At 39.3% G+C, this 21196-nt stretch carries 17 protein-coding genes, 1 tRNA gene and 1 rRNA gene; 9 read left to right on the forward strand and 10 right to left on the reverse strand.

Annotated elements, in window-relative coordinates; all coding sequences use genetic code 11:
• The 3 genes from rrf to H4J59_RS11865 all read left to right on the forward strand — a co-directional run bounded on the left by rrf (position 1) and on the right by H4J59_RS11865 (position 2048).
• Positions 1-114: ribosomal RNA gene (gene rrf / locus H4J59_RS11855) — 5S ribosomal RNA — on the forward strand.
• Positions 115-158: 44 nt separating this feature from the next.
• A tRNA-Tyr gene (locus H4J59_RS11860) sits at positions 159-243 on the forward strand.
• A 437-nt stretch (positions 244-680) separates the two neighbouring features.
• A complete protein-coding gene (locus H4J59_RS11865; RefSeq protein WP_182239649.1) occupies positions 681-2048 on the forward strand; it encodes a DEAD/DEAH box helicase in 1368 nt (455 codons plus the stop codon).
• A gap of 53 nt (positions 2049-2101) precedes the next feature.
• Here the strand turns inward: H4J59_RS11865 and H4J59_RS11870 are convergent, their stop codons facing one another.
• Entirely contained in the window at positions 2102-2545 is a 444-nt protein-coding gene (locus H4J59_RS11870; protein ID WP_182191200.1) for a YaiI/YqxD family protein, read from the reverse strand.
• 107 nt (positions 2546-2652) lie between these two features.
• Here H4J59_RS11870 and H4J59_RS11875 point away from each other — a divergent pair, with 107 nt between their 5' ends.
• The 3 genes from H4J59_RS11875 (at position 2653) to H4J59_RS11885 (ending at position 4825) form a co-directional block, all read left to right on the forward strand.
• The gene (locus H4J59_RS11875; RefSeq protein ID WP_182239651.1) at positions 2653-3129 is read left to right on the forward strand and encodes an acyl-CoA thioesterase; all 477 of its coding nucleotides are present in this window, start codon (positions 2653-2655) and stop codon (positions 3127-3129) included.
• A 73-nt stretch (positions 3130-3202) separates the two neighbouring features.
• Entirely contained in the window at positions 3203-3562 is a 360-nt protein-coding gene (locus H4J59_RS11880; protein WP_182239674.1) for a DUF2750 domain-containing protein, read from the forward strand.
• Between the two features lie 6 nt (positions 3563-3568).
• Positions 3569-4825: a DEAD/DEAH box helicase gene (locus tag H4J59_RS11885; RefSeq protein WP_182239654.1), complete on the forward strand. Its 1257-nt coding sequence runs from the start codon at positions 3569-3571 to the stop codon at positions 4823-4825.
• 144 nt (positions 4826-4969) lie between these two features.
• Here the strand turns inward: H4J59_RS11885 and H4J59_RS11890 are convergent, their stop codons facing one another.
• Both H4J59_RS11890 and H4J59_RS19855 read right to left on the reverse strand, forming a co-directional pair.
• The gene (locus H4J59_RS11890) at positions 4970-6085 is read right to left on the reverse strand and encodes an alpha/beta hydrolase (RefSeq protein ID WP_182239656.1); all 1116 of its coding nucleotides are present in this window, start codon (positions 6083-6085) and stop codon (positions 4970-4972) included.
• 356 nt (positions 6086-6441) lie between these two features.
• Positions 6442-6648 carry a cysteine-rich CWC family protein gene (locus H4J59_RS19855; RefSeq protein WP_182239658.1) on the reverse strand — a complete coding sequence of 69 codons (207 nt, stop codon included), beginning with the start codon at positions 6646-6648 and terminating at the stop codon, positions 6442-6444.
• A 279-nt stretch (positions 6649-6927) separates the two neighbouring features.
• Between H4J59_RS19855 and H4J59_RS11900 the strand changes: the two genes are divergently transcribed.
• On the forward strand, positions 6928-8874 hold the full coding sequence (locus H4J59_RS11900) for a DNA topoisomerase III (RefSeq protein WP_182239659.1): 1947 nt from the start codon (positions 6928-6930) through the stop codon (positions 8872-8874).
• A gap of 301 nt (positions 8875-9175) precedes the next feature.
• On the opposite strand, the gene H4J59_RS11905 is transcribed toward H4J59_RS11900, so the two are convergent.
• Positions 9176-9805, reverse strand: a complete 630-nt coding sequence (locus H4J59_RS11905) for a GNAT family N-acetyltransferase (protein WP_182239661.1) — start codon at positions 9803-9805, stop codon at positions 9176-9178.
• Positions 9806-10265: 460 nt separating this feature from the next.
• Here H4J59_RS11905 and H4J59_RS11910 point away from each other — a divergent pair, with 460 nt between their 5' ends.
• The gene (locus H4J59_RS11910) at positions 10266-10514 is read left to right on the forward strand and encodes a DUF3297 family protein (protein ID WP_182197024.1); all 249 of its coding nucleotides are present in this window, start codon (positions 10266-10268) and stop codon (positions 10512-10514) included.
• Between the two features lie 334 nt (positions 10515-10848).
• On the opposite strand, the gene H4J59_RS11915 is transcribed toward H4J59_RS11910, so the two are convergent.
• The 6 genes from H4J59_RS11915 to H4J59_RS11940 all read right to left on the reverse strand — a co-directional run bounded on the left by H4J59_RS11915 (position 10849) and on the right by H4J59_RS11940 (position 18944).
• Positions 10849-11355 (reverse strand): helix-turn-helix transcriptional regulator, encoded by a 507-nt coding sequence (locus tag H4J59_RS11915; protein WP_182239663.1) that lies wholly within the window; start codon positions 11353-11355, stop codon positions 10849-10851.
• A gap of 58 nt (positions 11356-11413) precedes the next feature.
• Entirely contained in the window at positions 11414-13183 is a 1770-nt protein-coding gene (locus H4J59_RS11920) for a DUF5666 domain-containing protein (protein ID WP_182239665.1), read from the reverse strand.
• Between the two features lie 529 nt (positions 13184-13712).
• Entirely contained in the window at positions 13713-14474 is a 762-nt protein-coding gene (locus H4J59_RS11925) for an ABC transporter permease (protein ID WP_182191213.1), read from the reverse strand.
• Positions 14471-15388, reverse strand: a complete 918-nt coding sequence (locus tag H4J59_RS11930; RefSeq protein WP_259369505.1) for an ABC transporter ATP-binding protein — start codon at positions 15386-15388, stop codon at positions 14471-14473. Before H4J59_RS11930 ends, H4J59_RS11925 begins: the two co-directional genes overlap by 4 nt.
• Before the next feature lie 218 nt (positions 15389-15606).
• Positions 15607-17430, reverse strand: a complete 1824-nt coding sequence (locus H4J59_RS11935; RefSeq protein WP_182239669.1) for a diguanylate cyclase domain-containing protein — start codon at positions 17428-17430, stop codon at positions 15607-15609.
• A gap of 329 nt (positions 17431-17759) precedes the next feature.
• Positions 17760-18944, reverse strand: coding sequence for an NAD(P)/FAD-dependent oxidoreductase (locus tag H4J59_RS11940; protein ID WP_182239671.1), 1185 nt, complete (start codon positions 18942-18944; stop codon positions 17760-17762).
• 284 nt (positions 18945-19228) lie between these two features.
• Here H4J59_RS11940 and H4J59_RS11945 point away from each other — a divergent pair, with 284 nt between their 5' ends.
• Positions 19229-20737 (forward strand): hypothetical protein, encoded by a 1509-nt coding sequence (locus H4J59_RS11945; protein WP_182239672.1) that lies wholly within the window; start codon positions 19229-19231, stop codon positions 20735-20737.
• The last annotated feature ends 459 nt before the right edge of the window (positions 20738-21196 follow it).

Raw genomic sequence — 21196 nt, forward strand, 5'->3', positions numbered from 1 at the left:
CTAGCGACAATAGCGACATGGCCCCACCTGATCCCATTCCGAACTCAGAAGTGAAACGTGTTAGCGCCGATGGTAGTGTGGGAGTTCCCATGTGAGAGTAGGACATTGCTAGGCTTCTATTTAGAATACCCAGCTTATGGCTGGGTTTTCGGCCCTGTGGAGGGGTTCCCGAGTGGCCAAAGGGATCAGACTGTAAATCTGACGGCTCAGCCTTCGGTGGTTCGAATCCACCTCCCTCCACCACCATTCTAAAACCCGTAACTAACGTTACGGGTTTTTTCGTTTCTATCTATCAATTAATCATATTTTTTAGAGCCTTATCGCCGACAATCCTTCTTTTTCCATGTGAATTTTTTGCAGGATGGGATAATGAGAAGTGAATCAGTAAGAAATCATGGCATTTAAAAGTCCTTTTTTTTAGTGTTTACCTCCTGTAGTCCTCTTGCTTCTCTCCCTGTGAGATGTTTTTCTTATTTTTACAGGAAAGAATGAATGAGAAAGGAATAAGTGAATACTTAAGACATTAAAGGACAGCTTAGCTTTGCCCTCCCCATTAGTATTAATTTAGTTGCTGTTTATGATAGAAGAATAAGCACTTTCATTGCACTAAAGCCGTCTATACTGTATTCTGCATCGCCGTTTGACATTGGATCAAACCAACAGCGAGAAGAGAATATTCTATGAGTTTTACCGATTTAGGTTTATCTGCACCCATTCAAAAAGCCATTGCGGAAAAAGGTTATGATACGCCATCACCTATCCAAGCTCAGGCTATTCCTGCCGTGCTTGCTGGTAAAGACGTTATGGCTGCTGCGCAAACGGGTACAGGTAAAACAGCCGGTTTTACTTTACCTATTCTTGAGCTGTTATCAAAGGGCGATAATGTCCGACCAAACCAAGCTAGAACGCTTATTATCACTCCGACTCGTGAGCTTGCAGCACAAATTGCTGAAAACGTAGAAATGTATGGTAAACACTTACCATTGAAATCTACTGTAGTATTTGGTGGTGTTAAAATTAACCCACAAATGCAGCGCTTGCGTCAAGGCGTTGATATTCTAGTGGCTACTCCTGGGCGTCTACTCGATTTGTATAATCAAAAAGCGGTGCGATTTAATCAATTAGAGATATTAGTGCTTGATGAAGCAGATAGAATGCTAGATATGGGCTTCTTACGTGATATTAAGAAAATTTTATCTTTACTGCCAAAAACACGTCAAACACTACTATTTTCAGCAACATTTTCTCCCGATATTCGTGAACTAGCTAAAGGTATAGTCAAGGATCCCGTTGAAATTTCCATTAGCCCAAAAAATACGACAGCTGAATCGGTTGAGCAATTAATTTATTCGGTTGATAAAAATAGAAAAGCCGCTTTACTGACGCATTTAATTCTAGAGAATGACTGGCAACAAGTTATCGTGTTTATGAAAACTAAACATGGCGCAAATAAATTAACTAAACAGTTAGATGCTGCAGGTATCAGAGCCGCCGCTATTCATGGCAACAAAAGTCAAGGTGCGAGAACTAAAGCTTTAGCACAATTTAAAGATGGTAATATTAGCGTACTCGTTGCTACTGATATTGCTGCCCGTGGTATCGATATAGAACAGTTGCCACAAGTGGTTAACTTTGAATTACCTAATGTACCAGAAGACTATGTGCATCGTATTGGACGTACCGGCCGAGCAGGTTCTACCGGACATGCAGTATCTTTAGTTTGTGCTGATGAAATAGATTTACTTAATGATGTAGAACATGTCATACAAACACATTTGCCAAGAGAAGTTGTTGCCGGTTTTGAACCCGTACATGCCTTACCAGAGTCACGTAATTTACGCGCTTTAAAAGCTCAAAAGCCAAGAAAATTTAAATCAGAAAGTGTTGAGCATAAAGATGGTCAACGCTCGGGTGAAAATGCTCGTGGTCATAAACCAACTGGAAAAAACAGACGTCATATCGGCAATAGCTCTGCTAGTAACCCTTATGGCAATAGCGACGGTAATGGTGGCGGACGTCGCCGCATTAATCCTAATCCAAGTAAATAATGATAATAGCAACGGCAAAATAATTTTTTGCCGTTGCGGTTTATTTGCTTAACTTATTGCTGCGCTAGTAACTTATCAAGATTGTTAGCAAAAGCTTGTCGATCACTTTGGCTAATAGGTGGCGCTCCACCTGTTTCAATACCACTAGAGCGCAGCGTATCCATAAAGTCACGCATATTCAGGCGTTGACGAATATTGGCCTCTGTGTAAAGCTCGCCTCTAGGGTTAAGTGCTAAGCAGCCCTTTTCGACGACTTCAGCCGCTAAAGGAATATCTGCTGTTATCACTAAGTCATTTGGCTCGGCTCGCTTAACAATTTCATCGTCAGCAACATCAAAGCCAGCACTAACTTGTACGAAGCTGATCACCTTAGACGGCGGTACTTTTAGATAATGATTAGCCAATAATGTTGTGAATGTTTGAGTACGCTCTGCGGCTCGAAATAAAATCTCTTTAATAACTACCGGACACGAGTCGGCATCAACCCAAATTTTCATGGTTATCCTTTAAATTTTAACTATGACTTAACGGGTGTAATGTACCTTTAAACCGCAAATATTGTAAGCACTGTTAGCCTTAATTTTACTGATAAATAGGAAGCACCATGAAGCAACCCCAACGCGATATAACCTTAAGATTTTTAGCTGAACCCCAAGACGTTAACTTTGGTGGAAAAGTTCACGGCGGCGCAGTAATGAAATGGATTGATTTAGCTGCTTATGCTTGTGCAGCCGGTTGGAGTGGTCGTTATTGTGTTACCGCGTATGCGGGTGGCATTCGTTTTGTGGCGCCAATTCATGTCGGTAGCTTAGTCGAAGTTGAGGCGAAAGTGATTTATACCGGTAGGTCTTCCATGCATATAGCTTTGGAAGTAAATGCCTGTGATCCTAAGTCATTAAATCGTCGACTCACTACGCATTGTATTGTGATTATGGTGGCTGTTGATCAGAATGGTCAATCTGAGCGTATTCCTGAATGGATACCTAAAACAGCGGCAGATATCAAAGAGCATGACAGCGCAATAAAGTTAATGGAAATGCGGAAAAACATCGGCGAAGAAATGCAAATTTTTGTAGAATAGCGCCGCCATTTAAAAATAGTTTTCATCAGGAGTTCATGTGTTAGAGCCAGAAAAAATCAAACAAATATTACAGATGGATGACGCGCAGCGCGCCGTTTATTTTATCAATGAAGCGGTCAGCCAAAACGAGTTATGGATCTTAACTGATGAACATGGCTGTGTAATGCTCAACACAGAAGAAGAGGACTGTGTACCGGTTTGGCCGAATAAAGAGTTTGCCCAAGCTTGGGCTACCGATGGCTGGCAAGCTTGCCAACCTGAAGCAATTTCTTTAAACAAATGGTTTAGTCGTTGGAGCACGGGTTTAGCGGATGACGAACTCGCTATTGTGGTGTTTCCAAGCCAAGACGAGCAAGGCTTAGTATATTACCCTGATGAACTTGAGCATGAACTTAAACAAAAACAACATCAACATTCGATTAATAAGCGATAGATCATCATGAGTTTTTCGTCCCTAGCATTAGATAAGTCACTTACCGATGCCGTTAAAGCCTTAGGCTATGATCAGCCAACGCCGATTCAGCAGCAAGCCATCCCGGCTATTCTAGCCAATAAAGACATTATGGCTGGAGCTCAAACCGGTACCGGTAAAACTGCCGCCTTTGCTTTACCCATTCTGCAACGTTTAAGCGAGAATATTCCAGCACAAAGGCCGATTAGAGCCTTAGTATTAACACCGACGCGTGAACTTGCGCAGCAAGTGTATAAAAGCTTTGTTAGTTATGCTGAAAATACTGAGCTGAATATTGCGGTCGCTTATGGTGGTGTTAGTATTAAACCGCAAATTGAAGCTATTGAACAAGGTGCTGATATATTAATTGCCACCCCTGGCCGGTTGTTAGATCATATTGTTAATGGCAGTGTCTTGTTAATTCACCTTGAAACTATTGTTTTTGACGAAGCTGACCGTATGTTAGATATGGGCTTTAAGGATGAAATTGACCGTATTTTAAACCGTCTACCGCCTAAGCGTCAGACTTTGTTGTTTTCAGCGACTTTTGATGATGCCATTTTCAAACTCAGTAAAACCTTACTTAATGATCCACAACTTATTGAAGTCAGTGAACGTAATACCGCAGCAACAAAAGTAGAGCAAATTGTTTATACCGTTGATAGCGACCGAAAACGTGAGCTAACTTCATTTTTAATTGGTTCAAAAAACTGGCAACAAGTGCTTATTTTTACTCGCACAAAACTTGGCGCGGATGAACTAGCAAAAGAAATGTCAAAAGATGGCATTAAAACCCAATCTATTCACGGTGACAAATCTCAAGGTGCGCGTGATAAAGCCTTAGCAGAATTTAAAGCAGGTAAAACTCGATCCTTAGTCGCGACCGACGTTGCCGCGCGTGGTATTGATATTAGCGATTTACGTTATGTGATCAATTATGAACTCCCCTATATTGCTGAAGATTACATTCATCGTATTGGTCGCACCGGACGAGCAGGTAATGAAGGCTTAGCTATTTCTTTAATGAGCCCATCAGAAACTTGGTTGCTAGAAGCGGTAGAAAAAGTGTTAGACACCCGCTTAATGCAACAATGGCTGCCAGGCTATGAGCCAGACTTAACTAAAACTGACCCACCAGCTCGCAAAAATACCTTAGGGCAGCAAAAAAAGCATGGTCGACAAAAGGCCTTTGGCGATAACAATAAAGCTAAGTTGAATAAGCCACATAAGTCACGTAAACGCTAAAGCAATAAATTAGTTTATCCTACTTAAGATGATATCTTAATAGCCTTGCTATCAGAGGGGTAGAGCAAGTAGAGGTTTAGCTTCTGCTTGCTATTGAACTAAACTGAACCTAGGTAAATTAAATTGAGGTCAAGTAAAAACAGACTAAGTTAAGCGCCAAACTTGTGCTGATTTGTATTTTCTTTTACGTGCACTGTCATCGTAAGCAAGATCATCAATACTTTGTCTAATGTCTTCATTAACCGTAGCCCATAAATAATAGCTATGTTCGGTGACACCACGAACAATATCAGAGCAGTTGACTTGACTGATTTTATGGTGCAATTGCAAGGGTCGTGCTGTGCCATTATGGCCTAACCTATCGGTATTGCCTTTGGTGAAATCAGAAATATACATAGCTAAATCACCATTATTGTAATAAACCGTTACATGCTTGGCTAATTGATGCAAATTAACCATATGCTTTTTATCTTCAAAAATATCATCATCAACATCAGGTGCACACATAAAGATATGTTGAAATAATTGTGGACGGCGTTTTTGGTTATTGAGCTTATCTAATGAAACTAGGGCGTTTTGTAAAACAAAATTACCCATTGAGTGGCACAGTAAGTGTAGTTGTTGACCACATTCATTTATCGTCGGATCATGATGTTTAGGTCTGAGCGTCATCAGAAAGTCACGTAATTTAAGAAAGCCTCGCGCTACTGCTAAGCTTGAGTCTCTAGCATCGTTACGATCAGATAAATAAGCTTTATTTTTCACCATAGCGCCGTTTGAAGGCCAAGTAAAAAGAAACACGCTGGTATCCTTTAATTTTTCATTATCTTGCGATATGCGGTTTAACATTAATTCTAATGCCATGGCAGAGGCGACCGCTTCAAACCAGTCAACATTAAAACCATGAATAAAAACCACCAGATCACGTTTCAGATCCATTTGTTTCTTGATCTCATTAAAAGCCACCGTGGAAGCCAGAGGTGTGGTGAGGTTTTTTGGTTCTACAAAAGCAGCGATAAGACTTTTTTTCCGTAATTTTTTTTCAATATAGCCTGATAGGCTTTCACCATCACCTGATCGGTTATGGACCTTATCACTCAGGTAGTCGGTTACTTTATTAGCACCAACTTCAACCGTGACTCGACCAAAACGTAAGTTATTAGGTCGGTCAGCACTAAAATCTTGTCCATAACTGTCGGGAGTCCAACGTTGACCTAAGTGATTTCTGTTAGTGGCATAATGTAGCGTTAAGGTGAGCATATAAACATCCTGTAAAATTAAATTAAACTAGCATAATTGTAGTTAAGATATTTTTGCTCACAAGCGACCTAAGTCATTATGCTGATGTTATACGTTGAAAAACCTTGCTTATTAAACTCGCTTTTCCCTGCTTTAGCGCGGCATCGTCATAATGACTGTTTAATATTTTAATGCCGATAGAATAGGTTGAGCCATGACTCCAAGGTCACCAAATAACAGCAAGGGTGGGTGTTTCTTGAAAGGCTGGCTGAGTAAAAATCAATTGGTTTTATTAAGGTTTAATAATTGCCCCAATTTATCTTTAAGCAATTAGGTCAGTATTTAAGTTCAATGATTTAAAATACCTAGGTATGTTTTTAAGACTTGTTGATCACCATGTTAAAGTTGAATTTATCGACGCAGCTTTTACAGATACATGATTTTCCAGATAAGGCTGGTGGTACTTGTGTCAATAATGCGCGTTTAACATCACGACTTACGCACCAACAAGGTTCATTACCATTTACCGCACATAAATTATTTTGTTGGCATAAAGGGCATTGGTTGGTATCAATGGCAGGCATTAGCACTATTGCTCTAGATTAAGATTATTAAGCTTGAAAATAGCATAACTTCACTAACAGTAAAATATTTAGCGGTAAACTTTAGGCGCTGTTGTCACTAATTGTTGTGTCTTAGGTAAAATTACCTGGCTAAGCACTGGTAATAGCAGAGACTGCTGGTTAGCGGTGCTGCAGAAAGTTATTAATCAGCAACTTTTTCTTAGCTGTATAAATAAACAGTTTTAAATGCTAGGCTATCTAAAACATCAGCAGCCTTTGCTCTACAGGTAAGCCTTCATCTTGAAATTATATATCGCCGAAAAACCAAGCTTAGGTCGGGCAATTGCCGCCGCATTGCCAAAACCTCAAAAGAATCATCAAGGCTATATCGCACTGGCCAATGGTGACGTAGTAAGTTGGTGTATTGGCCATATTCTTGAACAAGCAAATCCTGAAGATTACGATCCCGCATTTAAAAAGTGGCAAATGGGCCATTTACCGATTGTGCCGCAGCAATGGCAACTAAAACCTAAAGCACAAACCCGGTCACAGCTTACTGTGTTACGAAAACTGGTTAAGCAAGCAGATGAAATTATTCATGCCGGTGACCCTGACCGAGAAGGCCAACTGTTAGTTGATGAGGTTATTGATTTTTTCAAGGTATCAGCAAAGAAGAAGCAAAATACTAAGCGTTTGTTAATTAGTGACTTAAATTTACCCGCAGTGCAAAGATCGCTGGCTAACTTACAAAGTAACCAATTATTTATGCCCTTATCAATTTCTGCTTTAGCGCGCTCAAGAGCCGATTGGCTTTACGGCATTAACTTAACGCGAGCTTATACCTTACAAGGGCAAAAAGCCGGTTTTAATAGCGTGTTATCTGTCGGCAGGGTACAAACGCCGATTTTAGGTTTAGTGGTGCGACGCCAACAAGAGATTGACCATTTTGTCGCGAAAGACTTTTATGATGTGCACGCACACTTACAAACCAGTAACCAAGCGCAATTCATTGCAAAGTGGCAACCCAGTGAGGCCTGCCAACCGCATATGGATGAAGAAGGCCGTGTGATTAATCGTGCTTTAGCTGAAAATGTTGTCCGCCGTATTGACCATAAAACCGCTGAAGTGATCTCAGTGATTGAGCAGCAGAAAAACCAAGTAGCCGCATTGCCTTATAGTTTATCAGCACTGCAAATTGACGCGGCAAAAATATATTCATTGAATGCGAAGTTGGTATTAGATGTCTGTCAGGCATTGTATGAAAAGCATAAACTGGTGACTTACCCTCGTTCTGATTGTCGCTATTTACCCACTGAACATCACGCTCAGGCTAAAGGCATTATTGCCATGTTAGCCAGCGCGGATGAAGACTATGCCAAATTTGCGCAAGGTGCTAATAGTGCGTTAAAAAGTAAAACCTGGAATAATGCTAAAGTAACCGCTCACCATGCCATTATTCCGACCGAAAAATCAGCGAACAAGTTGTCGTTGAACCCATTTGAAAAGCAAGTTTATTTTCTTATTGTTCGGCAATATTTAGCACAGTTTTATCCACCATACCAATATAACCAGTGTCGGGTTGAGCTGCTAATTGCGGGAGGTAAATTCTTAGCTAATGCTAAAACCCCGATCGCCCAAGGTTGGAAGGTGTTATTTCAGCGTGCAAAAAATAAGCCTGACAACGCAGCGCAAGACAATGACGAAAAGCTTAATAATCAACTATTGCCAAAATTAGTGAAAGGCGAGCAAATACTCTGTCGTCATGGCGAACTCATCAGCCGTATGACACAAGCACCTAAGCAGTTCACTGATGCGAGTTTACTGAGTGCCATGACCGGTATTGCTAGGTTTGTCAGTGATAATGAGATAAAAAAACTTTTACGAGAAAACGACGGTTTGGGTACCGAAGCAACGCGTGCCGGTATTATCGACTTATTGTTTAAACGTGATTATTTGCAGCGCCAAGGCAAGAATATCAATGCCACAGTGATTGGCACGTCACTGATCAATGCCTTGCCTGTTGCGGCTACCATGCCTGATATGACCGCTCACTGGGAAGCCACACTGACTAACATTAGTGAGAAAAAAAGCCGTTATGAAGATTTAATTACTCCTTTAACATCGACTATAGCGCAGATGGTTAAGCAGTCAGAGCAACAGTCATTTGCCCAATTACCCAAAGTGGCTTTTAAGCGTAAGTCAAAAGCCAAAAAGCAGAGTACGTGGAAAAAATCCGCGGTTAAATAAAACCCATTTTTATTGGTCAACATAGTAATACCCTTGTGTATGTAGGGTGTAGTGCAGGTAATAGGATAAGTAGGATTAAGCTGTTAAGTTGATGCCATAAGTATTGGCCTTTACCTAACATTATGCCTTAGAAATAACTGTTGGATAATGTCCCTAGCTATGTTTTTATCGAGTAAAAAGATAATTGATGAGTATTAAAAGGCACAGGGATAGGCAGATAGAAAAGGCAGATAGAAATTTTCAAAAGCTGCAGGTGATACTCGTGAACTAGGCATGTTCACGAGTATGTTAATCGCTAGTATTACAGGATGGTTTGTGGACTAGCGATAAAGACTTTAAAAGGTAAGGGTGCTTCTAACGCGCTGTCATCTATAGCTAAATAACTAAAACCTGACTGCTGAAAGAACGCGCTTAATGCTTCAGTGTTTAACTCGTCTGCTGATAAGTTCATGGCCTGATAATAGGCGGTATTTTCAGGTGTTTCGCAGTCTTGAGCATCAACAAATAAACTCATTGGCATACACAGTGCCGAAATTGACTGCACTTTGCTGTAGTGTTGGGCAATTTCTTTTAGTAAAAATGTCGCAACACCCTGCTGGCGATATGCGGGTAAGACACTAATAGCTTCAATTAAGATATGATCTTTGGCTTTAGTATCAATTTTTGCCTGTAACTTTTCGACTAAATCTGCCGCGACATTTTGTTTTTTAAAAAATAAATTTAAGGGTACTTCCCAGTCAGTAGCATCGTGCTGGCTTAATAATTCATAGCTTTCGTCAGCACCACGGTGCTTATTTAAAGTGATTATTTCAATTTCTGCTTTGGCAATAACTTGGTTTTCGTCATTTTTAACATTAATTTCTTGTGCTAATTGCCAATCAAAGGCACTTTTTATTTCTGGTTTATTAAATTCTATGGTTAAGTTCATCATATTTCAGTGCTTGGCTTAACGGTGATATAGCACCGAATAACAAGCGACTGCCTTTAGTGGTTGGCACAGTAAATTTAAGGCAAAAATTTTGCGATTACTGCAGATTTTCATGCTCTGGCCCGTTTATACCACTAGTATGCGTGTCATACCAGCGTTTGATTTTTTAAGCGCTAGGCAACGAGAGGCTAATGTTTAAAAAGTATTGATGATAATTTTACTTGATAAATGCGTCTTAAGAATATAATTTGAGCGATTGTTAGTTGTTGCCACATTAAGCTGCTAATGAAAACTTGATGTTGCTGTCTTAGATAGTTCTGGCTAGCGAAAGGTAAATGTCTAACCCAGCAGCTAATATCAAGGCAATACAGTTAAAATAGCTTTTAAATACACCAAGCACTATTGAGGGGAATGCTTATATTGCCTACAATAGCGCACTTTTTATTTACTACAGGTCACCAAGATGAATGACACTAAATCGCTACCCGATTTACCCGATCGCCTTTCGATCAATCCCCGTAGCCCACATCATGTGGCAGAAATTTTTGAGCATGATATTGGTATTACGCTCAACGGCAAAGACCGTTCAGATGTCGAAGAATATTGCATCAGTGAAGGTTGGGTAAAAGTTGCCACACACAAAGCATTAGATCGTCGTGGACAGCCACTTTTGATGAAGGTAAAAGGCACTGTTGAAGCGTTTTATCGTTAATCACTATTAATGAAAAGTCGATAACCTAAGAGCCTCGTCCAAGAGATATTGCACGGGGCTTTTTATTATCAAGATAGCGGCCTTTTGATTTACTGGTTATCGGCACGAGTATTATACCAGTTCCATTAAGTTTGTGATCTTGTTGTGCGCAGGAAAAATAACTCAAGGGAAGGCGCTCGATTGAGTAATAGCTGGCTATTGGGATTGAGAGCAACACAGCCTTGAGCTATTTTAACTAGTACAAGTGAGCAATAACTTAATGGGATTGGTATTAGTAAGAGTATTCGGCATTAACACTCGCTATTAGCACTAGTTATGACTCAGGGCATTAAGATTAATGCTTGGGATCAACGTCCCAAAATTCAAAGAAAATTGCGGCCAGTTCATGCCGGCCGCTGACTTGGGCTTTTTTATAAACCGATGAAGCCTGGTTACGCACTGTTTTTTCTGATTTTTGCATTAACGACGCAATTTCAGCAATCGTTAAGCCTTTTAAGAGAAAAAGCGCAATATCGTGCTCTGCCGCCGTGAGTTCCCAAATAGCGAATTGTGCGTTAATGGCATCAAAAAAACTGTGCTTACTTCTTTCTAATTGCTTATTGAGTATTTTTTGCTGGTGTTGGCTGGAATCTAATTGTCGCAGTAAATAGTTAGTTTGCTTGCTGCGGGTAAAAATATCTTTCATGAGAAAGATAAAAAGTGATAACGAAATAATAACCAGAGTGAGCTCTTGTGCTAAATGAAGGTAGCTCACTTCACTTTTAAAATCGACATAAATATCTACCAGTTTAAAGCCAATGATAAGTGAAAGGGCCAGTGATATTATTTTATCTTTATGCATTTTAATCCCATAAAAAAAGCGAGGATAAACCTCGCTTTATTGCTACACTCCTTTGAGTTTAATCATCGTTTCCATTCGATTCAATTTCAGCTTCTAAGACGCGAATATAGGTGTTTTCTACCCATACACCTTCAATCTCTACCGTGGTATTAACCGATATTGCATTCATAAAGTCAACTAAATTAACGTTTTGATCATTGAGTTCTAAGCGAGCGCTATTATCTAAACGTACTTCATAGCCATTAAGCGTAAAGCTAGTTGCGGATAGTAATTGCGATACCCGACCTTCGATTTCTACATAACCTTGGCCAGTATCATGGTCTGATGAATCGTCTTGATCGTCTGATGGCTCATCGCCTTGTGAAGTTGACTCTAGTTCAAGTTTGTTAATGACTAATTGATTATTGCTATCGTAGTAACCTTCTATTTCGACAGAGATACCTAGTACGAGCGCATTAATGAAATCATCCATGGCAATCACAATATCTTGATTAAGATACAGGCTGCTACTATTCAACAAAATTCTGACACCATTAACCGTGATTGATGAAGCGTCAAATGCACTGACAACCCCTTCAATTTCCCACTCATCGTTAAATTCGCTGCTGTTTTCTCGCTCAATTCGCTGTATGACTTTAACGCCATCAATCAGAGCAAACACTATTTCAACCGCATCATTAACTTGTAGATTTTGTAAATTAACATATTGATCGTCATCATCTTCAAATCGGGTATTAATACTTAGCTTATAAGCTTGGCCATACAGGGTAATTAATTGATTATCTCGATCAATTTGCTCAATATTGCCTTTAACTTTGCCATCAGAACGATATTTGTCTGCTTCAAATTCAATACGTACGACTGCTCTGCTAGTCGATAATTCGAGTTCAACAAATACACCCGCTATTAAGGCATCTGCTGTGCCACTTTGGTATTGAACTGTATCAGCAAGCGTAAAGGTATAGCCATTGACGGTTATGGTGTTGTTCGTGGCATCGAACGCGGATACTATGCCTTCAACTTCATAACGAGAGAACTCTTCCGATGAAGAGTCGCTATTACTGTCAAAGATCTCGGTTTCAATGTGAGATGCGATAATCGTTTCGTTGCTTAAAACACCTTCAACTTTGACTAAAGCCCCATTACTCAGTTCCCCTTCAATTGAGGCGGTACTGTAGTCAATAATCAATTGATTTAAGCGAAAGGTTCTATTCGTTGTATTGAGCTGTTCAATTGATCCTCGGGTATATTCGGCCTGGTCATTACCGGTATCAGCGTCAAGTTTGATCATAGTGGCTAGATAAGAATTATCCTGTTTTAAATAGCCATTAACTTCTATTCGTTGAGCCACAGACAAGTTAGCTTCAGTAATATCAATAAAATGAGTGAGGTTGTTATAGGAGATTAACGTGCCGGCGACAATGATGGTTTGGTTATCCCGATCTATCGAACTCACCATGCCTTCTACTTCAGACTCATAAGTCACTCTTGAGGCTTCGGGGGTCTCACTATCATCGTCGCTTGAAGCAATAGTTACCTGCATACCTACCTTCAATAACGAGACATCAGCACCACTATTGCCATTGATATTGATGTCAGCATTGTCAGTAAGATAGCGTACGCCATCAACATAAACACTGCCAAAGCCAGTAATAACGCCGGTCGAGGAGACTAAGCTAGGTGAACTTGCAATAGGTGCTGGTTGGCTCGGTGGAGCGATCGGCGCTGGAGTGATAGTCGTTTCAGAGCCACCTGAGCCGCCACAACCCAAAAGCAATGTCGCGGTAATTATATTCAGTGAGTAAATCTTTTTTTTGTTGTAAGACATTAGTGCTGCTACCTGTTGGTTAATCTAATTGATGCAAAGATACCAAATACTAAGTTTTATTCACATAGGTTGAATGACCTATGCGCCTATTTGTAAGCGCTGTAGCCTAATATTTAGTTACTATTTTTATATCAAAATGGAAAGTTAATTACGTGACATAATTATGTGATTGCTGAAGGAAAAATCAATGGATAGAAAATTATGGCAGGCTTTAATAACCAGGCTGCGATTATTGGCCTGTCTACTTAGAGGTGTTGAAAACACGTTATTAGCTAAATTGCCATAAAAAAACAGTTTATCTTTGCTTGGAGATAAACTGTTTTTTATGGCAAAGGTTCCTGATTATTTAAGTTTATTAGTCTGTACATCATGCTCACACGTTTGTAATAACCCGAGTCAATGTATAGGTTTTTCACTGCACGGAGTAATTTATTACCAGTGATATGTAACGAGATATGTGGTTCTTCACTTAAACTCTAGTACCAGTTTCCAAGTCGAAAAGCGGTGGGATCAATTTATGGACACCCTATTATTGTCTTATCTGATAACCACTTTTAAATATCCAAGTAACCGCCAATAAACACAAGGCTAAAAAGCCGCCCATCACACAAAGACTTGTGATTAAACTTACATCAGCCACTTCATAAAAACTCCATCGAAAGCCACTGATTAAATAAAATACCGGGTTAAATTGCGTTACTGTTTGCCAAAAGGGCGGCAACATACTGACAGAATAAAAAGTGCCTCCTAAGAAAACCAGTGGAGTAATAATAATCAGAGGGATCACTTGTAGCTTCTCAAAATTGTCGGCCCAGATACCAATAATAAAACCAAATAAACTAAAGGTAATGGCGGTCATCACTAAAAAGAATAACATCCAAAATGGATGGGCTATTTCAAGTGGAACGAAAAAATGCGCGGTGGCTAAAATAATCAAGGCTAATAACGTGGACTTAGTCGCTGCCGCACCCACATATCCGAGTAACACTTCAAAAGAAGATACCGGAGCAGAAAGTAATTCATAAATAGTGCCGGTAAATTTTGGAAAATAAATACCGAATGACGCGTTAGAAATACTCTGGGTTAATAGCGATAGCATGATTAATCCCGGGACAATAAAAGCACCGTAGCTAACGCCACCTATTTCAGTGATACGAGAGCCAATCGCCGAGCCAAAAACCACGAAATAAAGTGAGGTAGAAATTACCGGAGAAATAATACTTTGAAAAATAGTGCGTTTAGTGCGAGCCATTTCAAATTTATAAATAGCCGCAACAGCGTAACGATTCATGTTGTTTCCTTTACTAATGAGACAAATATGTCTTCCAACGAGCTTTGGTCGGTTTTGATATCTTTAAAGCCAATACCAGCGACTGACAAATGCTGAAGTAAAACAGAAATTCCCGTGTGCTCTTCGGTGGTGTCATAACTATAAATTAACTGCAATCCATCATTTTTAAGCTGTAAATTAAAATCAGCCATATTGGCGGGTATTTCAGTTAAGGGTTCTTTTAAATCTAGGAGCAATTGCTTGGTGCCTAATTGATTCATTAACGTCATTTTATCTTCAACTAAAATAAGTTGACCATTTTTAATCACGCCAATACGGTCTGCTATCTCTTCCGCTTCTTCAATATAATGTGTAGTTAAAATAATAGTGACGCCATCGTCACGTAATTGTCGTACCAATTGCCACATGTCTTTGCGCAGTTCTACATCAACGCCTGCCGTGGGTTCATCTAAAAATAAAATAGCCGGTTCATGCGACAGTGCTTTAGCAATCATTACTCGGCGTTTCATACCACCAGACAACTCGATGAGACGGTTATCTTTTTTATTCCAAAGTGACAATGATTTAAGTGTTTTCTCGATAAAAGCGGGATCGGGTTTTTTGCCAAATAAACCACGACTAAATGACACAGTCGTCCAAACGGTTTCAAAGGCATCGGTGGTCAACTCTTGTGGCACTAAACCAATCAGTCTACGGGTGTGTCGGTAATCGCTAACAATATCTTTACCGTCAACGGTGATTTGTCCAGAGGTTGCATCAACAATGCCGCAAATAGCACTAATGAGTGTTGTTTTACCGGCACCATTAGGGCCTAACAAGGCAAAAATTTCAGCAGGTTTTATTGATAAGTTAATATTATTAAGTGCTTGAAAACCACTAGCATAAACCTTATTAACATCGGTGATTTGAATCATTGGCTGCAAGATTATTTTCCGTCAAAATTTGAATGCTACTAAGGTATACGAGATACCCTATTGATGGCTAGGAAAATCACTACATTAGGGGCTAAAATTTTTTAGATTATATTCTCTGACACTATATTCTGTATGGCGTAAGTGACAACAGTAATCTTCCATAGAGCTTTACTATGGTTTAGTGCCATTTAGTGTGACTATTGATCGTAACTCTGTATTTAATTGCTCGCAGAAGCTACTTTTGGAGACAGCATTACTCTATTACGCCCTTGGCTTTTAGCTAAGTATAGTGCAATGTCAGCTTGCTTGTACAAATCATCATAATTAGCTTTTTCCATATTACCTAAAGCAATACCGATACTGGTTGTGATTGTTGATTCAAAGGATCTTGACATACCTTCAATACAAGCTCTTACTCTTTCAGCAAAAAAACGGGCTGATTCTTCAGTGCTACTCATACTTAAAATGACAAATTCTTCTCCGCCCATACGGGCAAATATGTCATTTTTGCGACAGACATCTTTAATAGTCTCTGAAATAGCGATTAGGATTTCATCACCCGCATCGTGACCAAAGTTGTCGTTAATCTCTTTGAAATGGTCAATATCAAGGAGAATAAAAGCCATTTGAATATCTTGGCATTTAAATGCTTCGAGTTTATTATCAAGATAGCGACGATTTCCAATACCGGTTAAAGGGTCGGTTTCCGAGGCTTTTTTTAATGTTTTGTTAGTGGATTTTAAACGAGCGATCAGCTGTTTTCTTAGCAGCAACAAGAGAAATAAAGCTAAGCTTACCAGCGAAATTACAATAGCTGTAAATAAGTACAATGAAGAGTGCTGAGACTCTTGTTGACTGACAATTAATTCATTTTGCAGCTTTATATGATCTCGCTCTATTTGTAATTGATTTTCTAATTTTTCAACCATTCCATCTTGTATTAATGGTTTAATTTGATTTCTTCTCTCAATGTATTCTGATTGCACTGTTGCCGCTGTTTCAAAATGACCTTGGTTTAACTCTAATTTGGCTAAGTTCTCATACAGCGCCATTTCACTTTTAACTGATGTTTTACCTTTTACTGCAATGATACCTTTGCGATAGACATCACCGGCTTGCTTGATATGGTTGGTTTGAATTAAAACGTCAGCTAGGCCTAAATATGCCGCTGCAACAGCAGGAGGATAAGCACTGCCTTTTTCATCGTCGATGACAAATCGATAGAGAGATTTAGCAGAGGAAAAGGTTTTTAACAATTTATAGACATGAGCTAAATTGACCGATGCTTCACTAAAAATAAAGTCATTTATTAAAGACTGATTATTGATAACTTTTTCTAGTAAGCTTTGTGCTTTGAGTACATCTCCTGACCTTAATAAAGATACACTTAAGCCTACAGTAGCATTCATCTTCATATTTAAATCATTGAGTTCGGCATTAATAGTTATTGATTGCTCAAAATATCTAGCCGCATTGTTATAGTCATGTTGAGAATTGAGGACATTTCCCAGGTTATTAAAAACCATCGCTAAGTCTTCTTTTTTATCACTTAACTTAGCAAAAGTTAACGCGATAATATAGTATTTCATGGCATTATCATGATCAATAATGAGCTCATAAAAAACACCCATCACCCGATTGCTAACTGAAATTAAATGAGAGTTTTCACTAGCCTTTGCGCTATTAATGGCTTGATTCAAGTGAGCAAAAGCCGCTTGATTTAAGCCTTGGTACATCTCGGCTTGTCCAAGTAAACGAAGTGCTTTGGCTTTACTAGCATTATTATTGTGAATACTAGAAAATGCTAATGCTTGTGTCGCATACTTTGCTGTTTTTTTGGGGGCAATATAAAGATAAAAATATGCCAATTCAATTAAAGGCTCTATTCGTGCTTCATCATCTAGAGAAAGATCTGTTAATGTTGCTTTTAAGGTATCAACATTAACGTCACTCGCTAAAATAGGAAAGGATGTAGTAAAAGGTAATAGTAATAGTAATATCCATCTCACCGTTTTTAAATCTTTTATTCTTAACAATAACATTAGCGTCCTTAGTTTATGAGCTTAGTCGCATAGGTTTCTGGATTTAGCGATTGCAATACTAGGCCTAAAAACTAATCAGTAAAATTTTGAAAGTTAACTAGGAACTGTAGATCTTTCGTGTTGAGATTTTGAACTAAAAAGGCAATCTCGACTAATTATTTCGCCAAAACAGAAATACGAGATCACCATGCCCCGAACAATGCTTAACGATGAGCACTGGTAAAACTAAGTGTAATAATGCTCAAAGATAGCGTCTCAATGTCTATTGAACTAGTTATATTAAGCTAAATACGCGAAAATAATATAAGCACATTAAATATAAGCAAATATTAAACCGCTTGCCCACAAGCCACGCCACTGCTCCAGGCAAACTGGAAATTATAGCCGCCTAACCAACCGGTTACATCTATTGCTTCACCAATAAAATATAAGCCTTTGGCTTTCTTCGCTTCGAAGGTTTTTGATGATATTTCGTCAGTGTCTACGCCACCTAAAGTCACTTCAGCCGTGCGATAGCCTTCCGTGCCATTGGGCTTTATTTGCCAGTGATGTAGATATTGGCCTAGGTAAGTAATTTCGTCATTACTGATTTGGTTGATGGCTTTATCAGCAATATCTTTTTGTTTCACTAAAGCTTCAATAAAGCGCTTGGGTAGCACAGTTGAGAGCATATTTTTTAATGATTTTTGCCCACTGGTTTCACGCCATTCATTGATCAACTCATCGATAGGTGATGCTGGCAGTAAGTTAATGCTTACCGCTTGTCCTGCACGCCAGAATGATGAAATTTGCAAGATGGCGGGGCCAGATAAACCACGGTGGGTGAATAAAATGTTTTCTTTGAATTTTGTGCCATCGTCACTGGAAATTTCAGTCGCTATGCTGATGCCGGATAAACCATCAAACTTTTGTTTGTCGTGATCGTGCAGGGTAAAGGGCACTAGTGCGGCTATTGTCGGCAATACCTTTAAGCCAAATTGTTCGGCAACTTTATAGCCAATTGGGCTGGCACCTAATTTCGGCATGGTTAAGCCACCAGAGGCAATAATTAATGACTCACATTGGTAGCTTTCATCGGCGGTAATGACTTCATATCCGGTCGCATTTTTGTTGACTGATATGACTTCGCTGCGCATGGCAATATTGACACCGGCCCATTTACATTCGGTCATCAAAATATCAACGATGTCTTGAGCACTGTTGTCACAAAATAACTGCCCTATGGTTTTATGATGATAATTAAGGCCATGGCGGTCAACAAGCTCAATAAAGTCTTGTGCGCTATAACGGCTAAGGGCAGATTTTGCGAAATGAGGGTTTTGGCATAAGTAATTTTCTGGGCTGGCGTTTTCATTGGTGAAATTACAGCGGCCACCGCCAGAAATTAAAATTTTTCTGCCGGGTTTTTTACCCATATCAACCACAGTAACACTGCGGCCTCGATAGCCCGCAGTTGCCGCTGCCATTAAGCCTGCGGCGCCGGCACCAATAATAACTACATCAGAAAATATCAACGAAATACCCTAATTTATGCTTTAAATGCCAACATTATACGTGAGATGACGAAGCAGGGCGATAAGATAAAGCGCAAAATTTTTAATCCAAAGCTAACGCGGTAAGTGAGTTTTGTAAAGAAAGGTATAGATAAGTAAAGAAGTGCAAATATGCTGTGAATTCTCGAACTTAATCCTAAAATACCACTCTACAAAGTGCTTCTTCAGCTGTTTCAGCTGTAAGCATAAACTCTCTGGCAGCAACCTCTGCCCAGTGATAGCCATTAACTTTATTGGAACAATACATGCGCTTAAAATCCAACCTATTTTCAACTATTTCGTCTTCAAAGCTAGTGTTATTTTCATCAGCATTATTAGTACTTGCTGGCTGTGGCGGCAGTGATAGTGATAATGTCGGTTATGTTAAATTTTACAATAGTTCGCAAAATGCTCCTGATATTATTTTAACCCTTGATCAAGACCTTGAATCAGACGATGACGACGACGCAGATAATTATGAAGTAAGCTTTAATGGCGTTGCCTACACTGAAGCTTTAAGTAAATTTGAAATAGATACCAACAGTTATTTTTATGAAATGGCTTGGCAAGATGAAGACAGCAGCGACCGAGACGATTTAGAGATAGTTGCTCAAGGGCAGATTGCAGTAACCACAGATACTATTCAACTATTAGTGCTAACTGATGATATTACGTCGCCACAGGTTGAAAGCTACAGTATCGAGGTACTTGACGATGACGAGGATGATGAGGATGACTTATTTAACTTACGAGTGTTAAATTTACACCCAGAGTCAGTCGGTGTTGATTTTTACATGTCGGAGTCAGATGAAAGTTTTAATGAAGCTATATTAGTTGGTCAATATAACTATAAGCAGTTATCAGATAATCAAAAGTTTGACCAAGACGAATATATTTTCTATATCACTGAGTCGGGTACTCAAGAGGTTTTGTTTACTTCAGACGAGATAGATTATGCCTATGCTGCACAGTATGTGATGATCGTACGCGAAAATACCGGTTCAGGTGCTTCCCCTTACGCCTTGGATAGAATGTCAAACTCATCAATAACCGAGTATTTAGACACAGATTCTGAAGCACAGTTTAGAGCCTATAACGCGATTAAAGCACATGAACTGCTCCCAAATTATACCGGTAGTTTAGATATTTATATTAATGGTGTTGACGATGAAGCTGAAATAACAGCACTTGCGCAGGGTAACTTCAGTTCGACAATAGTGCAGGATAAGGGAGATTACAGCTTAGATTTATTGATTCCAGGTAGCTCAGAGCAGCTTTTAAGTAATCACTTACTAAGCTTGGCTGAAAACAGCAGTAAAACCGTTTTCTTTTATTTAAATGAAGAAAATGTTGATTATGACGGCGATGGTGACGTAGATGAAGATGGTGATGGTATTGAAGTGACGATTAATTCGCTTGTGGTCGCTAATAGTACGCGTGAAAGTATCTACGATCATAAAATCACCATGATTGATTTAGTCGATAGTGACGATTTTAATCTGGTAAAATTCTATTTTGTTCGTAGTAATGAAACCATAGAAACCGCCCTGTATAGCCGCAGCGCTGTGTATACTCAGCCTGAATCAATTTACCTACAAAACAATACGTATCAGGTATTTGCAATAGCAGAGGTAGATAGTAGTGAGATTATTTTATCGAGCTTTCAATTGACATTAGATACAGCGTCAGATGAGCTATTTTTAATCGCTGAAACTGATGTTAATGCGCCAACCGGTTATCGCATTGAAATGATAAAGCAAACTGACGACGAGTAACCAACGACTCAGTTGATTGAGTATAAGCTCCTAGCTTTACAAAAAACTTTACAATAGCTGGGCAAATAGAAAAGGCTTACCTCAATTAATAGGTAGGCTTTTTTTTGTTGATTTTACTTTGATATCAACGAAAAAATCTAATTTATGTTTAAAAAAAACAGCGTTATAGGTGAGATAAGGCACTAGCGCGATACGATAAAAAGCGCTTGTTGCTCTCTAATATTCGCTGGCTGGCTGGCTTGCTTACCTAGCCTTGAGGTTATTTACTTCGAGGGTTATTTGTCTTGCTGTAACCGGTAAAAAAACAGTGGGCAATAAAAAGGGAGCCATTGCTCTAATGCCGATCATTTAAGCTAAAACAGATCGGTTGAACGATCATCTAGACCCTGTATAAAGGCTTCTAAGTTTACTTAGAAGCCTTTATTTTTATGCAAGTATCACAAGCCCTAGACATTATTA

The organism is Colwellia sp. MB02u-10 (assembly GCF_014077185.1).
Classification (GTDB): domain Bacteria; phylum Pseudomonadota; class Gammaproteobacteria; order Enterobacterales; family Alteromonadaceae; genus Cognaticolwellia.

Excerpts from the sequence above, each read along its gene's own strand:
- H4J59_RS11875 (WP_182239651.1), top strand. The coding sequence starts at position 2,653 with ATGAAGCAACCCCAACGCGATATAACCTTAAGATTTTTAGCTGAACCC.
- H4J59_RS11945 (WP_182239672.1), top strand. The coding sequence starts at position 19,229 with ATGCGCTTAAAATCCAACCTATTTTCAACTATTTCGTCTTCAAAGCTA.
- H4J59_RS11885 (WP_182239654.1), top strand. The coding sequence starts at position 3,569 with ATGAGTTTTTCGTCCCTAGCATTAGATAAGTCACTTACCGATGCCGTT.
- H4J59_RS11890 (WP_182239656.1), bottom strand. The coding sequence starts at position 6,085 with ATGCTCACCTTAACGCTACATTATGCCACTAACAGAAATCACTTAGGT.
- H4J59_RS11880 (WP_182239674.1), top strand. The coding sequence starts at position 3,203 with ATGGATGACGCGCAGCGCGCCGTTTATTTTATCAATGAAGCGGTCAGC.
- H4J59_RS19855 (WP_182239658.1), bottom strand. The coding sequence starts at position 6,648 with ATGCCTGCCATTGATACCAACCAATGCCCTTTATGCCAACAAAATAAT.
- H4J59_RS11930 (WP_259369505.1), bottom strand. The coding sequence starts at position 15,388 with ATGATTCAAATCACCGATGTTAATAAGGTTTATGCTAGTGGTTTTCAA.
- H4J59_RS11910 (WP_182197024.1), top strand. The coding sequence starts at position 10,266 with ATGAATGACACTAAATCGCTACCCGATTTACCCGATCGCCTTTCGATC.
- H4J59_RS11925 (WP_182191213.1), bottom strand. The coding sequence starts at position 14,474 with ATGAATCGTTACGCTGTTGCGGCTATTTATAAATTTGAAATGGCTCGC.
- H4J59_RS11935 (WP_182239669.1), bottom strand. The coding sequence starts at position 17,430 with ATGTTATTGTTAAGAATAAAAGATTTAAAAACGGTGAGATGGATATTA.
- H4J59_RS11915 (WP_182239663.1), bottom strand. The coding sequence starts at position 11,355 with ATGCATAAAGATAAAATAATATCACTGGCCCTTTCACTTATCATTGGC.
- H4J59_RS11920 (WP_182239665.1), bottom strand. The coding sequence starts at position 13,183 with ATGTCTTACAACAAAAAAAAGATTTACTCACTGAATATAATTACCGCG.
- H4J59_RS11870 (WP_182191200.1), bottom strand. The coding sequence starts at position 2,545 with ATGAAAATTTGGGTTGATGCCGACTCGTGTCCGGTAGTTATTAAAGAG.
- H4J59_RS11865 (WP_182239649.1), top strand. The coding sequence starts at position 681 with ATGAGTTTTACCGATTTAGGTTTATCTGCACCCATTCAAAAAGCCATT.
- H4J59_RS11905 (WP_182239661.1), bottom strand. The coding sequence starts at position 9,805 with ATGATGAACTTAACCATAGAATTTAATAAACCAGAAATAAAAAGTGCC.